The 15,419-nt window shown below is 48.4% G+C and carries 10 protein-coding genes; 6 read left to right on the plus strand and 4 right to left on the minus strand.

Going from position 1 to position 15,419, the window contains the following annotated elements:
• The first annotated feature begins 102 nt into the window (after positions 1-102).
• From B9T62_RS22070 to B9T62_RS22090, 5 genes are all read left to right on the plus strand, one after another.
• Entirely contained in the window at positions 103-2,328 is a 2,226-nt protein-coding gene (locus tag B9T62_RS22070) for a helix-turn-helix domain-containing protein (protein WP_157793963.1), read from the plus strand.
• 257 nt (positions 2,329-2,585) lie between these two features.
• The gene (locus B9T62_RS22075; RefSeq protein WP_087917274.1) at positions 2,586-3,566 is read left to right on the plus strand and encodes an ABC transporter permease; all 981 of its coding nucleotides are present in this window, start codon (positions 2,586-2,588) and stop codon (positions 3,564-3,566) included.
• Positions 3,567-3,578: 12 nt separating this feature from the next.
• Positions 3,579-4,463 carry a carbohydrate ABC transporter permease gene (locus B9T62_RS22080; RefSeq protein ID WP_087917275.1) on the plus strand — a complete coding sequence of 295 codons (885 nt, stop codon included), beginning with the start codon at positions 3,579-3,581 and terminating at the stop codon, positions 4,461-4,463.
• A 138-nt stretch (positions 4,464-4,601) separates the two neighbouring features.
• The gene (locus tag B9T62_RS22085; RefSeq protein WP_087917276.1) at positions 4,602-6,104 is read left to right on the plus strand and encodes a DUF3502 domain-containing protein; all 1,503 of its coding nucleotides are present in this window, start codon (positions 4,602-4,604) and stop codon (positions 6,102-6,104) included.
• A 146-nt stretch (positions 6,105-6,250) separates the two neighbouring features.
• The gene (locus tag B9T62_RS22090) at positions 6,251-9,406 is read left to right on the plus strand and encodes a hybrid sensor histidine kinase/response regulator (RefSeq protein ID WP_087917277.1); all 3,156 of its coding nucleotides are present in this window, start codon (positions 6,251-6,253) and stop codon (positions 9,404-9,406) included.
• Positions 9,407-9,458: 52 nt separating this feature from the next.
• On the opposite strand, the gene B9T62_RS22095 is transcribed toward B9T62_RS22090, so the two are convergent.
• Positions 9,459-10,886, minus strand: coding sequence for a DHA2 family efflux MFS transporter permease subunit (locus tag B9T62_RS22095; protein WP_087920364.1), 1,428 nt, complete (start codon positions 10,884-10,886; stop codon positions 9,459-9,461).
• Between the two features lie 292 nt (positions 10,887-11,178).
• On the opposite strand from B9T62_RS22095, the gene B9T62_RS22100 reads away from it, so the two are divergent.
• Positions 11,179-11,760, plus strand: coding sequence for a TetR/AcrR family transcriptional regulator (locus tag B9T62_RS22100; RefSeq protein ID WP_087917278.1), 582 nt, complete (start codon positions 11,179-11,181; stop codon positions 11,758-11,760).
• A 104-nt stretch (positions 11,761-11,864) separates the two neighbouring features.
• Here B9T62_RS22100 and B9T62_RS22105 read toward each other — a convergent pair whose 3' ends face one another.
• The 3 genes from B9T62_RS22105 to B9T62_RS22115 all read right to left on the minus strand — a co-directional run bounded on the left by B9T62_RS22105 (position 11,865) and on the right by B9T62_RS22115 (position 15,399).
• Positions 11,865-13,442 (minus strand): extracellular solute-binding protein, encoded by a 1,578-nt coding sequence (locus B9T62_RS22105; protein ID WP_087917279.1) that lies wholly within the window; start codon positions 13,440-13,442, stop codon positions 11,865-11,867.
• Between the two features lie 80 nt (positions 13,443-13,522).
• On the minus strand, positions 13,523-14,395 hold the full coding sequence (locus tag B9T62_RS22110; RefSeq protein ID WP_087917280.1) for a carbohydrate ABC transporter permease: 873 nt from the start codon (positions 14,393-14,395) through the stop codon (positions 13,523-13,525).
• A 29-nt stretch (positions 14,396-14,424) separates the two neighbouring features.
• Complete coding sequence (locus tag B9T62_RS22115; RefSeq protein ID WP_087917281.1) at positions 14,425-15,399, minus strand: ABC transporter permease; 975 nt, start codon at positions 15,397-15,399, stop codon at positions 14,425-14,427.
• Positions 15,400-15,419 lie beyond the last annotated feature (20 nt).

A 15,419-nucleotide genomic window follows, 5' to 3' on the forward strand; every position in this document is an offset into this window, starting at 1 on the left:
TTTTATACTTACATGCTATATGACTCACCATTTACAGATTGTCAACAGTAAGCTTGTCCTTCTAGAATAGGTATAGTAGGATTACGTAAAGGGGCGATCATCTTGGGAAAGCGAAAGAGCATGTACACCCGTTTTTTTATGAGCCTTACCTTGATTTCAGTATGTTCCATTCTTGTGCTCGCTGTTGTCATCTTTTACTGGTTCAGGCATATATCCATAGATAATATCGATAAGGCTAACCAGAATGTGTTACTGAATACGGAAACCGTATTTATGAATTATAAAGAGATCGTCCAGAATTACACCATGGACTTCTATGCCAATCCCAATATCAATGCTCTGATGATGAGCGGTGATACCAGTTGGAGCGATCAGCTGTACAGCGCCCTCAGTCAGATCCGCGGGGCGCTTGTAGTGAACCAGTATTTGGAGAACGCCTACATTTTCGGGCTGAACGAGCCTGTGGCTATGTTCGAGAATATGCCGCTGAGCCCCGAATCGAAACAGGAGTTGTTCAACCGCGTGCGTGACAGCCGCATTGTAGAATCGCCGTTTCTGTGGGAGGCTACCTTAAACAATGGATTGTCCAAGACACTGCTGACCATTTTTTATAATGACCGGGCCTTTGCAGACAGCGAATATAACGGAGCGGTTGCTATTACAGTCAATCTCAGCAAGCTGCAGAACAACCTGTTCTCGCAGAGCGGAGCTGAAGTGACACGCTACGCGGTACTGGACCAGAATGCCCGTGTGCTTATGCATAATACACTCTCGGACAGCCATTTTGATCCGCAGATGCTGGACAGAATCGTCTCTGCCTCTGCCCATACGGGCTCCTTCGTCTGGAAAGAATCCGGGGAGCCTCGACTGATCACTTATGTCTACTCAACGGCGGACAAGCTCTGGTTTCTCTCCGAAACCTCCTATAAAGACAGCATACGCAATATTTCCAATGCCCGTAATCTGATGATTGGCCTGTGCCTGGCGCTGATCCTGGCCGCCAGCCTCAGCGCCAGGATGATCTCCCGCAGCATCTACAAGCCCATTGGGCGTCTGTTCGGGAATATTGTCCATCTCTCGGGCAATGAAGAGGCCTTAAGGAACGGTACGGATGTGGATACAGCCAATCTCGAACTGGAGGCTATTGCCTCCACACTTCAGCAGCTGAAGAGAGAGAGCAACGACAGTGCATTGATCCGCTGGCTGCTCACTCCCCGCTCTGCAGGCAGCAGCGAGGCCCCCATGGCAAGCATAGGCGCCACCGGAGGCGTGTATTGCGTCTGTGTTCTGGCCGTACATCCGCAAGCTCCGCTCATGGGCTGCTCCGACACGGTTGAAGAGCTTACCGCCTTCATCCGGGCTGTGTTCGCCGAAATCGCGACGGTTCAGGCTTATAGCCCCCATAAGGGATCTGGCGTGCTGATTCTCAGTGAGCAGCAGGAGGGCAATTTCACCGATTATGCCTCATACCGCAGCAAATGGGAGGCCATTGCGGCATTCCGGCCTGTGTCGGGTGCATGCTGCAGCTTTGGGATCAGCGGATTTTCCCATGATCTGAATCTGCTGAAGGATCAATATGATCAGGCTGCGGACAGTCTGCAGCATGTTAAATTTCATGAGCAGCTTAACATTGTATTTTCCGATGATACCATCCACCTGAACAGCAGTCCGATTCCCGACAGCGCACTTGAACCGTTGCTACAGGCTGTGAAACAGCCTGATCAGACTGCCAATATTCCGCAGTCTGCCGAACGGCTGCTGGCAGTTTGCTGCAGCTACCAGGCCGAGATGGCCACCCTTGCCTTATCCAGACTTGCAGTTGAGCTGAGCCGGACTGCCGAGTTCAAAGCCGCTATCCAGCATTCCGGTTTTTTGGACAATTATCAGCAGATATGGCAGCTCCAAAGCTATGGACAGCTGCGCGCCTGGCTGGAGGAATGCTGTGGTTCCGCACATGAGCGAATGCGCAGCATGCTCGCTGTAGAGACACGCAGTCTTGCCGCTGAAGCCATCGGCTATATCAGAGAGCATTATAGTGATCCCAAGCTCTCCCTGAACAGTCTTGCCGATAAGCTTGCCATCAGTCCCGCTTATCTCAGCAGACTGATTACGGACGCTGTAGGCAGCAGTTTTCCCGATTTTGTCAACCTGCTGCGCCTGGAGCAGGCTCAACTTCTGCTAGTCAGCGGTCTGGATATGGATATCCGGGAGATAGCCGAGGAAGTCGGTTACAACAGCAGCACCTATTTTACCACCCAGTTCAAAAAGCGTTATGGAGCCACCCCTTCCAAATGGAGGATGAACCACATCCTGCATAAAGAGGATTAATGTGAACATCATCAAGGGATATCTTTTAGCCGCCAGCGGCTGAGATATCCCTTTTTTGGTGCTGTTAACAAGCAAATAAACAAAATATTGATAACATTTCACTTTTTTTAAGCCCTTGAAGTACGCTTTTTTTAACTCTTTTTCGTTTATTATGATAGCGTTTACATTTTGATCTGGATTATGATTTGTCTTGTAAATCGTTCTCCTGCTTCAACGGGGAACCCATGATCAAGCCAGCATAAAGGAGTGAAATAGTAATGATGCAAGAGGTTTCACCGGATACAAGTAGGCTTCATTCGATAAGGACGCCCGCATCCAAAAAGAGAAAGTGGATCAAATCGCTCAGGAAAGACGGGTCACTGTATCTTCTTGCTCTTCCAGGCATTGTCGTACTGATTCTTTTTGCCTACCTGCCCATGAGCGGACTGATTCTCGTATTCAAAAATTACAACTTCAACGACGGGATTTTCGGCAGCCCCTGGTCGGGCTTTGCCAATTTCGAATTCTTCTTCTCCAGTATGGAGGACGCTCTGAGGGCAACACGCAATACGGTAATGTTGAATGCGCTTTATATGGTAACCGGCACCTTTTTCTCCGTTTCCATTGCCATTATATTGAACGAACTTCGCAGCAAGGGATTTATTAAAGTGACGCAGAGTGTGATGTTTTTCCCTTATTTCATCTCTTGGATTATTATCGGGGCGGTTCTCTTCTCCCTGCTTGATTATGACAAAGGCATTCTGAACCAGCTCTTCAGTTCACTTGGAATCGCACAGGTAGATTGGTACTCCAGCCCTTGGCTGTTCGTCGTCATTCTCGTTCTGGCCAATATTTGGAAAAGCGCCGGATACGGAGCCATTATCTACTACGCGGTGCTGCAGGGCATAGATCCCTCCTATTATGAAGCCGCACGGATTGACGGAGCCTCCAGATGGCAGATCATCACCAAAATCACGCTACCCATGCTGATTCCATCCATTATCCTGTTATCCCTGCTTAGTATCGGAGGCATGCTGAAGGGCGATCTGAGCATGATTATGGGCGTAACGTTCTTGAATCCGCTGCTGCTGCCTACGACTGACATCATCGACGTCTATGTATACCGCACAGCAATCCGCTCCGGCGAGTTCGGTTTCGCTTCAGCCATCACGCTCTATCAATCCGTCTTTGGCTTCATCCTGGTGCTTGCCGCCAACAAGCTGGCAGGCTGGTATGACAAAGACAGCAAATTATTCTAGGAGACTGATACGATGCACACTAACGATAGTAAAGGACTTCTCATTTTCTTTTATTTTTTTATCGCGCTATTCTCAGTGGTATGCCTGGTTCCTTTTGTTCTTGCGGTATCTGGCTCATTGTCTACGGAATCCCGGATTGCGGCAGAAGGATATTCCTTCTGGCCCAGAGGTTTCACGCTTGAAACCTATCAATTCCTGTTCGGCTCCAAAGCGGAGCAGATTCTGCGGGGTTACTCCATATCCGTTATGGTTACAGCACTGGGCACGGTTTCGGCTGTCCTGGTTACCACGGCCTATGCTTACGTCATTTCCGTCAAAAGCTTCCGGCTCAAAAATTTCTTCTCCTTCTTCGCTTATTTCACCATGCTGTTCAGCGGCGGAACCCTGCCATGGTATTTGCTGAGCACCAAATATTATCACCTGGGCGATACACTTGCCGGGCTGATCGTTCCTTACCTGTTGAGCGTATTTCTGATGTTCCTGATGGCGAACTATTTCCGCAGCATTCCCCATGAGATTGTGGAGTCCGCACAAATCGACGGCGCTGGCCACCTGCGGATCTTCTTCAGCATTATGATCCCGCTGGGCCGGGTTGGACTGGTCACCATTTCGCTCTTCTATGCACTGCAGTTCTGGAATGATTTCTATCTGCCGCTGATGCTGGTGACCGATCAGGATCTCTACACCATTCAATATTTGATGTACAACATGATGGCCAATATTCAATTTCTGGCTTCCGGCAATGCCGCCCAGGTTGGCGGGGTAGTGATATCCCCTCCACTGGAGACCGCCAAAATGGCAATGACCTGCCTGACGGTCCTGCCGATAGCCATTCTATATCCTTTTCTCCAGCGCTTCTTCGTCAAAGGTATTATCGTCGGATCGGTCAAGGGATAAATGCCCCTTGGCTGTCCAGCATTTGGTTGCACCAGGCTTATGCCCCCTTTTCCCAGGTTGTTGTACAATGGGTAAAGGGAGCCAAGGCCACTTCAATAGATGCAGCATAAGAATACAGATTCCTAATCAGGAGGGTTCATGATGAAAAAGAAAAAAGGTTGGGCAAGCTTGCTGCTGACGTCACTGCTGCTGTTAAGCGCTTGCTCCCAAGGAAATGGTGAAAGCGCTAACGTTACGCCGGAAAACAACACTGGAGGAGGCAGCTCCCTTGCTCCCGCCAAGCTCAAAATCGTGCTCTACGGCGAAGAGTCCAACCGGATGAAGGAACTGGCCAAGACCGAATTCTACGATGCAATCAAGAAAGAGATCAATGCAGAAGTCGAATTCCAGTTCCTCCCCTGGACTGAATATGGCGGCGGCAAAACCGATCTGATGCTGTCCACAGGGGAAGACTTCGCGACCTATACCGATGCCAATTATATGGTCAAATCGGTTGCCAAAGGGCTGTACACTGATCTCACACCCTATGTGAAGGCTGCCGCAGATTTAAGCGGCACTGTCGATGAAGCTTCCTTCAAAGCCTTCCAGCTTGAAGGCAAGCAGTATGCCATTCCCGTAGGCAATAAGCCGAATTCGGCAGAATTCTACAGTGCTCTTGTCAGACAGGACTTGCTTGAAGAAACCGGAATGACTGAAATTTCTTCGCTTAAGCAGCTGGAGGAATTCTACGACAAGGCTCATGCGCTGCATCCCGAGTTGATCGGTTATGCCAACACAGATGCCCGCCGGATGCTGCAGTACGAATATACGGACAAGAACCTGTACTGGCAGAATGACTTCATTGCTCTGGATGAATCAGTCCAGGATGATAAGATCATCAGCTGGTTTGAAACTGAGGAGTTCAAGGACTATGCCAAACTGATGCAGAGCTGGTTCGATAACGACATCATCCCGAAATATGCAGCCACCAATATTCCGCAGCTGCAGTCCGACTGGAATTCCGGCAAGGCCATGTTCTGGGCCGGAACAGCAGCCCGTCCATTTGAAGGGGCTGCTACGATTTCACAGGCAGTGCCGGGGGCGAAGCTGACCAACTATTTCCTTGGCACAGGACGCCCGAAAATTAGCCGCGGTACCTACAGCTCAGCTTTCTTTGTTTCTGCCGCAGCCAAGGACCCCGAACGTTATGTTATGTTCTTCAATCTATTGCAGAAGAACCAGGAGCTCTATGACCTGTTTGCTTACGGGATCAAGGACACCGATTACAAGCTGGATGAGAACGGGCGCCTGACCAAGCTCACTACCGATTCACTCATTCCGGACTGGCTGCTGATGAATAAAAATTTCATGCGATTTGACAACACCGTACCGGACGCGTTCATTGCCGAATACAAAGCCTGGGACGATGGAGCTATAATCTCGAAGGGCGCCGGCTTCAATTTCGACAATACTCCGGTCAAGAATGAAGAAACGAAGCTTAACGGCGTATTCACCGAATATTTGGCGCCGATCGGTAGCGGCTTCAGCAATTATGACACGGCTTTCCCTAAAGCACTGGAAAGACTGAAAGGGGCGGGCATTGACAAGTACATCGCTGAATACCAGAAACAATTCTCGGAATGGTATGCGAAGCAGCAGTAAGTCCACCTTCTGATTTGATAGACTGAAACCGTAAATAGCCAACCTTAGGATATCTGAGGTTGGCTATTTACGGTTAGGACCGAAAAAGCACTTTATCACCGGGTACGTAGAAGGAAACCCTCAATACATGTCGAATTGAAGACTTTATGATGAAGAGACTTAACAAGATCAATCTAAAATACATTTTGCTGCTGCTGTTCTATTTGGCTATTCTGATTACGCTGCGTTTCCTGTGGTTCACAACCTATGTTACACCGGAGCATCCCCTGGCCAAGCAAGGAGTTATGGATCTGCGCGGATGGAATTTCGAGGATTCCCGATCCATCAAGCTGGATGGGGAATGGGAATTTTACCCCGGACAGTTCATTACGTATGGTGATAATACAGCTCAATCCCGGAATCTGCAGAAATATACACAGGTTCCCGGCGACTGGTCCGCTGCCTTTCCTGAAGGGGAGCATCCTTCATTTGGCTACGGAACTTACAGGCTCCGTATCCTGATCGACCAGCCGCTCAATCAGCCTTACGGATTCTGGATTCAACGCATCCAGGCAGCTTCCGTTATCGAAATCAACGGACAGGCAGAACAGGCCTTTGGCAGACTGGGGAAGCACAAGAACGATTACAGTCCCAACGCTTCATCCTATCTTGCCACCTATAACGCAGAGGGCAAGCAGGAAATTGAGCTGCTGGTCCGATCCTCCAATTACGATCATCCGCATCAAGGCGGCATTGTGCGTTCCATTCGTTTCGGGTCTCAGGCTGCCATTGACACTGAACACTGGTATTCAATCGGGTTCCAGTTGGTTACCTTCGTGATTCTGATGCTGCATGCTTTTTATGCCGGTATACTCTTCTTTTTCAATCCTAGGCAAAAAGCTTTCCTGCTGTTTTTCATGTTGCTTACTGCCGTAAGTCTGTCCATAGTCACTGACAATGATATCCTCCTGCTGCGCTGGCTGCCGATTAATTATACATGGACGCTGAAGCTCAAACTCCTGTCTTACATCGGATTATCCTGCTTCATGCTGCTTCTGAGCCGCAGCTTCTCCGGCAAGGAACAAGCCGGCCGCTTGCTTAAAGGATATGTCGGGGTTCTGCTTCTGTACAGCCTGTTTCTGCTAGCTGCGCCTGCAGAATACATCTTTTATACCCTACCAATCTTCACCTGGCTCTACCTGCTTCCCATAGCGGGAGTAGTTTATTACATTACCCAAATGGTTGTGAAAAAGAAGGAAGATGCTGTCTTTCTGCTGCTTGCGGCAGCCGCTATCGTGTCCAGTATATTATGGGGGGTTGTACAGTCCAAGGGACAATGGACTATCCTGTATTATCCGATTGATATTATAGCGTCAATTATCGGATTCTCGGCTTATTGGTTCAAGCGTTATTTCCGCAACTCCGAGGACAATCTCCAGTTAACCAGGCAACTGCAGGAGGGTGACCGGCTGAAGGACCAGTTCCTGGCGAATACCTCACATGAACTGAGAACACCGTTGCACGGAATCATCAGCATTGCCCAAACTGTGGCATCCAGGGAGAAAACAATGCTGGACCCGCACAGCAATAAGGATATGGAATTGCTGATTACCATCGGCCGCCGGATGTCGCATCTGCTGAACGACCTGCTGGATGTGACCCGGCTGAAGGACAAACGGATTGTGCTGCAGCGCGAGCCGCTGGCTATCCAATCGCTAGTCAGCGGGGTCATGGATATGTTCGGATTTATGACAGAGGGCAAGAATCTGCAGCTGATAAATAAGATCTCCCCTTTCATGCCGCCCGTTCTGGGGGACGAGAAGCGAATGGTGCAGATTCTCTTTAATCTGCTGCACAACGCCATTAAATACACACAGGAAGGAACTATTACTGTTAGGGCAGAGATTTCAGGGAAATACGCAGCCATCTCTGTTTCCGATACAGGTGAAGGTATCGACCAGGAAACGCAAAAACGTATATTCTCCCCCTATGAACAAGGGAGTATGGGCATTAATGACGGCGGCGGAATCGGACTTGGACTGAGCATCAGCAAGCAGTTGGCTGAACTTCATCACGGAGACCTTGTCGTTGAATCGCAGCCTGGAAAGGGTTCTGTTTTCACTTTCACGCTTCCTTTGGCAGATTCTTCCGGACAACAGACAACTGTTCACCTGCAGAGCTCCACAGCTGACATTGAGCCGCTTACAGCGGGTCATGCCACATGGATTAACCCTCTCCAGCGGAACAGTTCACCTGTTATGCTGGACCCTCAGGCATCCCCGCAGCTTCAGGCTGCCGCAAGGAGAAGTCTTATTCTTGCCGTGGATGATGACCCTATTAATCTTAAGGTGCTCGCCAACATGCTCTCCGGCGAGCATGTTGAACTCACAGCAGTTGTAAGTGCGCACGAAGCGCTGGAGCTGCTGGGCACGCAGCCTTGGGATTTGCTGATCGCCGATGTGATGATGCCGCATATGTCCGGCTATGAACTGACACGGAATGTGCGCCAGTATTTCTCCGCATCCGAGCTTCCCATTCTGCTGTTGACCGCCCGCAATCAACCGGAGGATATTTATACCGGATTCTTGTCCGGCGCCAATGATTATGTCGCCAAGCCGGTGGATGCATTGGAGCTGAAATACCGGGTCCGTTCGTTGACAGGGCTTAAACAATCCGTTGATGAACATCAGCGGATGGAGGCTGCCTATTTGCAGGCCCAAATCCAGCCTCATTTTCTGTTCAACACATTGAATTCGCTGATGGCTTTAAGTGAACTGGATCTGCCGAAGATGCGTGACCTGGGCGAAGCCTTCTCCTCCTATTTACGGATCAGCTTTGATTTCATGAACTCGCATCATCTGGTCGGTTTATCCCATGAGCTGGAATTGGTTCAAGCCTACTTATTTATAGAGAAAGCCCGATTTGAAGAACGGCTGAACGTCGAATGGGATATTCAGGAAGGGGTAGATCTGCTGATTCCTCCACTCACGCTTCAGCCACTGGTAGAAAATGCTGTCAGACACGGTCTGCTGAGCCAGGCACAAGGAGGGACGATTCAGGTCCGTATCAGCCGCCGGGAAGGGCTCACCGCTTTTGAAGTACAAGATAACGGCAAAGGAATGACCAAGGAGCAGATCCGTCAGTTGCTGGATCTCAACCGTTATCCGTCGGAAGGGATTGGAATTCTCAACACGAACCGGCGGCTGACACAGCTGTATGGACAAGGATTGGATATAGATAGTGAACCAGGTGCCGGCACAACCGTATCCTTTATGATCCCTGATCAGCGCAAAAAAAGAGAAACAGCTTTGCCGCCCCTTTAGGGACGGCAACCGTTTCTGTGAGAAATCGAAGCATATAGGGATAAGGTGAACCTTATCCTTTTTCAACAATCATCTTTTTGAACTTTATTTCTGTCTCTGGTTCAGAGGCTTGCCCCACACGTTTGATAAAGAAGGTGAGCAGCAAACCAATGATGCCGATTCCAACGATAACGAGATAAGCGTCATTGATTCCCTGGATAGAAGCATCCACTTTCATTTTGGAATCCATTGCACCGCCTGCAGCCAGCATATCCTGCAAATGAGCTGTAGTCCGACTGGTCATTACAGTAACAAGCAGAGAAGTCCCTACAGCACCAGCCACTTGTCTAACGGTATTGGAGATGGCTGTACCATGCGCATTAAGTCTCGAAGGCAATTGATTTAAACCTGCGGTTTGTATCGGCATCAGCAGCATAGCCATTCCGATCCGCCGCCCCGTTGACATGAGAACCAGATAGGTGTAATCGGTTGAGTCCGTTAAATTAACAAAGCTTAAGGTCGTAGCTACCATAATCAGCATACCGATTATAGACAGCCATTTCGCCCCGAACCGGTCAAACAGCTTCCCGGTTACCGGCATCAATAGTCCCATCACCAATGAACCCGGAAGCAGCAGCAACCCGGACTCCATGGCAGTATAACCCCGGGCATTCTGAAGGTATAGAGGAAGCAGCATCATGTCCGCGTACATCACAATCGTAACCGCGATACTGATGATGGTCGTTAACGAGAACATGTTGTACTTGAAGGCCCGGAGATCCAGCAGCGGGTTGTCGGAGGCCAGTTGACGCCAAGTAAACAAGCCTAGGGAAACAAGGCCTGCACCGATTGACAAGAGTACCTCCGCACTCGACCATCCTAGGCTGCCAGCTCTGCTGAAGCCATACAGGAGCGTCCCGAAACCGATGGTTGAAAGCAGGACGCTGACCATGTCAATCTTGGGATAAGAGCGTTTCGATACATTGGTCAGATAAATAAATCCACAGACGATAACAATAACAGTCAGTGGTATCATTCCATAGAACATCGTCTCCCAGCTGTAATGTTCCAGAATATAACCAGCCAGTGTAGGTCCAATGGCAGGAGCGAATATAATAGCCAACCCTACCATGCCCATGGCTGCTCCCCTCTTATCAGGAGGGAAAAGGGTCAAAATAACATTGATCAGCAGCGGCATGATAATCCCTGCACCTGCGGCCTGAATCATCCGTCCGGTCAGCAGAACAGGAAAGTTGGTCGCAAGCGCTGATACAATCGTTCCAGCCAGAAAAATAAACATGGAAGCTTGGAAAAGCTCACGCGTAGTGAAGCGCTGCATTAAATAGGCCGTAATGGGGATCAGCACACCGTTAACCAGCAAGTAACCTGTGGTCAGCCACTGGGCGGTTGCAGCCGAAATGTTAAAATCATTCATTAATTCAGGTACGGCTACACTCATTATCGTTTGATTCAGCGTCGCAAGAAAAGCCCCCAAAATCATAATAAACAAAATGGGACCCTTTTTGATGGAAACGCCTTTTAGATCACTCTCTTTCTTCACTCCACTCCATCCTTTCAAATCTTAAATCATGTACTTAATATACAATGTGTTGTATAGTTTACATTATATTTATTAAATTATAAATGAAATTCTCATGTAAGCAAGCTACGATTTCAGAAAAAACGTATTTTAGTTTACATTGTCTGAACATATGTAGTTTCTTCCTCAAAAAAACTACATATCTGCCTAAAATGTAGTTTTATAAATTAAAAAACAGATTGGAGAGATATAAATGAACCAGCCAACACCTCGCACAGACCCACGCGTACTCCGCACACGCCAATTACTTAGAGATGCTGTAATTGAATTGCTCGAGGAAATGGATATCGAGAAAATTTCGGTAAACTCTATTGCACAGCGGGCCAAAATCAATCGCGTTACCTTTTATCTGCATTATCGGGATCTCCCGGACATGCTGGATAAAATGGCAGATGATATGGTCAGGGACATCCGTCAGGTGATGACCAGCAGTGCAGAGACAACAGAGACGGATGAACAGGAGAACTGGCCTGCATTTGAGAATCTTCTGCAACATATTGCCGATCACGCCAGATTCTACAAGGTTATTCTCACTTCCAGACAGAGTACGATCTTTAGAGATCCCTTATTCAGGCTAATCGGGGAATTCATCTCCGCCCGTCTGGACAACAAGGAGAACAGCCACACGGTCCCCTACACAACCATCCCAAGAGAAATCGCTGTCTGGTACATTTCTTCCGCCATGATTGGCACGATCATTTCCTGGATCCGCAATGACATGCCCTATTCACCGCTTTATCTGGCGAGACAGATCTCTTTGCTTCAGTCTCAATGACAGTAAACACGCAGCACAAAAACAAGCCGAGCCTTTATAAAAAGGTCTCAGCTTGTTTACGCTTTAATTGGAGAGCACGCTTAATTCATTGCTTCATTTAGCTTTTATTTACTGCGTTCCTCGTGAATCTTTTGGGCCTCATCAATTTCAGCCTGTCCGCCTGAATTGAGCCACTGCAAGCGGAAATCATCAAAGTCTTTCTCTGTGTTGGCTTCACCGGAGATCGCTTTGATATAATACTGGGCCTGCAGTGTATTCAGGATGGCCTCATATTGCGCTTTTGTCGTCATCACCGTCGACTGCATCAGATCGGTTAGTACCGTTAACCCCTCCACATTCGTCACTTTCTCCTTAAAAGCAAGCTTTTCCGGAGAATAGTGGTGCTTCATCATCGAATTAACCTTGGCCCCAAAAGGATTATAGTAGCCCGTACCTAACTCATTCATTAATTCCGTTCCCGTTGCCGCTTCCGTAACTACCGCCAAATCACCCTCCAGATTATAAGAGTTGCCTTGTTCACCAAATACCGTGGTCAAATAGCCTTCTTCATCGGTAGTGACATATTCCAGAATTTGCAGAATTTTGATCCGTTTAGCCTCATCCTTCTCCAGCTGTGCACCGAATAACAGCGGGGGCTGCAAGGCTCCATTAGCCATCGCATATTTCTTGCCTTCCGGACCGGTGAACGCTACCCCTGGAACAAGCTCAATCCCCTTATCCTTGGAGATTAGGCCAAAGAAACCGTCTTCATACAGGTGATGCCACATTCCGGTTTCAATAATACCTGTGCGCAGGCTGACAAACTTGGTTTGAATTTCGCCGTTGCCGTCTGTGATAAACTCGGGATCGATAATGCCTGCCTTATACCATTCATTCAACAGCTTCAGCGCATGGCGGGCTTCCTCCGTAATGGCTCCATAAGTCACTTTGTTGTCTTTGTCCAGTTTAAACTGGTAAGGAGCCACGCCATAGGCTGCAAATACAGTGTTGAACAGCTGTGCCTGCGCATCCTTGCCCCGTCCTGTCATTCCATAGGTATCCTTTTTGCCGTTGCCATCGGGATCATTATTCGTAAATTTGGTCAGAACGTCTTCAAGCTCCTTCAGATCCTTCGGCGGTTCAGTGTAGCCAATCGCCTTCAGCCATTGTCCGTTGTAAGCCGGAATAAAGCCTGTCGCACCTTCACCCCATACTTTCGGGACACCCCAGTTCTTCTCGTTATAAGTGCCCGGGTCCCAGGCCTTCGGATCGACGCTTTCTACATCAGCCGTATATTTAGGCATATATTGCTTAATTTCCTCTTTGGTAATACTCGCAAGAATCCCCTGATCGGCCCACTGCACCATATCACCAACGGTACCGTCCACAGAGATAATATCGGGAATATCACCAGAAGCGAGCATGACGTTAAATTGTTCCTTCCAGGTTGCCGTTTCGAAGGTAATATTCTTGAATTTCACATTAAACTTCTGTTCCAGAAACTTCTGGACGTAATTGTTATCGGCTTTGGGGATGTTCCAGTTGTTGGCAATCTTAATTTCGATTGGCTTTTCTTGGCCCACCTTTGCTGCTTCTCCCTCATTGTTTCCTGTAGCTGCATTATTGCCGCTGCAACCGCTCACAACAAGCGACGCCGATACGGCAAAGCCCAGCATGCCGGTGATAAGTTTCTTTCTTCTCATTTCAAATTTCCTCCCCTTTAATCTTTACCTTTATTTTATTTAAACAAGCTGCCTTTAAAGACAGCTTGAGCAAACAGCTGTCAGCCTTTAAGCGACCCTACCATCGTTCCCTTGACGAAATACTTCTGCAGGAATGGATAGACAACAATAATCGGCAGGGCCGTAAACATCAGCGTAGCCGCTTTAATAGGCTCTGCATAACCCAGTTCCGAGCCTTTAACATCTGCGGCAAACATGGACAGATTCTCTCCCGTAATAACCACCCGTCTCAGAAAGGTCTGCAGCACCTGCTTGGCAGGGTCCTGAATGTACAGCACGGCATCAAACCAGGCGTTCCAATGCCCCACCGCTGACCATAGCGACAATGTGGCGATGACAGGCAGTGACAAGGGAAGCACAAGCTGGAAGAGAATGCGCAGATCATTGGCTCCGTCGATTTTGGCTGAATCCTCCAGTTCGTCGGGAATGTTCTGAAAGAAATTGCGCAGAATCAGCATAGAGAAGGTACTGATCAGTCCGGGAATAATGTAGACCAGACGCGAATCCAGCAGCCCCAGCGATTTGATCAGGAAATAGGAAGGAATCATTCTGCCGCTAAAAAACATCGTAAACACAATAAGCATCGTATACACATTGCGGTGCGGCAAATATCTACGGGAAAGCGGATAAGCCCCTAAAGACATGAACAGGATCGAGCAAAGCGTTCCAATTACTGTACGAAACACCGTATTTCCAAACCCCATCCAGACGTCATGGTTGCTCAGCACCTTCTCCCAGGCAAACAATGATGCTTTCTGGGGATATAGATGTATGCCCAATCTCAAAGCTTCTGCCGGTGTGCTGAAAGAGATGGAGAGCATATGGACAAACGGATACAACATAATAATGCATAAAATAATCATAAAAGTAATCAAACAAGCCTGAAAGATGGTACTACCCAAACTTTGCTTCACTGCCTTGTCCTCCAATCCGAAATTTTCTGTTAAAAGAGCCCTTGTTGTCCAAGCTTTTTAGAAATAAAGTTTGTTGTCAAAACCAGAGCAAAGGCGATTACATTCTTGAACAAGCCGACCGCCGTCGTCAGGCTGAACTGAAAATTCTGCAAGCCCACCCTATACACATAGGTGTCCAGAATATCAGCTACACTATAGGTCGCAGGTGAATAAAGATTAAGGATCTGGTCAAAGCCGGCGTCCAGCACGCTGCCAATCCGCAGAATAAACATCAGAACAATTACCGGCATAATCGTCGGAAGGGTAATGCTGAGCGTCTGCTTCCAGCGGCTGGCTCCGTCCATAACTGCAGCTTCATACATTTCAGGCTGGATTCCGGCGAGTGCGGCCAAATAAATAATCGTCCCCCAGCCCACCTCTTTCCAGATCGCCGACGTTACCAGTGTAAACCTGAACGAATTGGGATTGCCCAGGAAATAAACCGGTTCTGCTCCGACAAGCTGCAGCAGGTAATTTACCACACCCGTCGACGGAGACAGCAGCGTGATCAGAATCCCCGACAGAATAACCCAGGAGAAAAAGTGCGGCAGATAGGTCAACGACTGCGCAATCCTTTTGAAGGCTCCAGAACGGATCTCATTGATCAGCAGCGCGAGTATAATAGGTGCCGGGAATCCGAATAGAATATGAAGAAAGCTGATGATCACCGTATTCTTCAGAATCCTCAAAAAATCGGGCGATTGAAAAAACAGAAACTCGAAATGCTTCAAGCCTGCCCATGGGCTGCCCCAGATTCCATCCATGATCCTGAAATCCTTGAAGGCCAGCTGAATACCGTACATCGGGGCGTAAGCAAAAACGGCGTACCAAATCAATACCGGAGCAAGCAGCAGAAAAAGATATCTGCACTTCTTGTATTCCCTCCAGGTTGCTGCAATTTTTGACGGCTGGTCATTGTACAATGTTGTCTTGCCGCCAATTTCCGGGTTATGCACCGGGTTCATGATAACTGCTCCTTTCTTAA

The organism is Paenibacillus donghaensis (genome assembly GCF_002192415.1).
In the GTDB taxonomy this organism is placed as follows: domain Bacteria; phylum Bacillota; class Bacilli; order Paenibacillales; family Paenibacillaceae; genus Paenibacillus_AQ; species Paenibacillus_AQ donghaensis.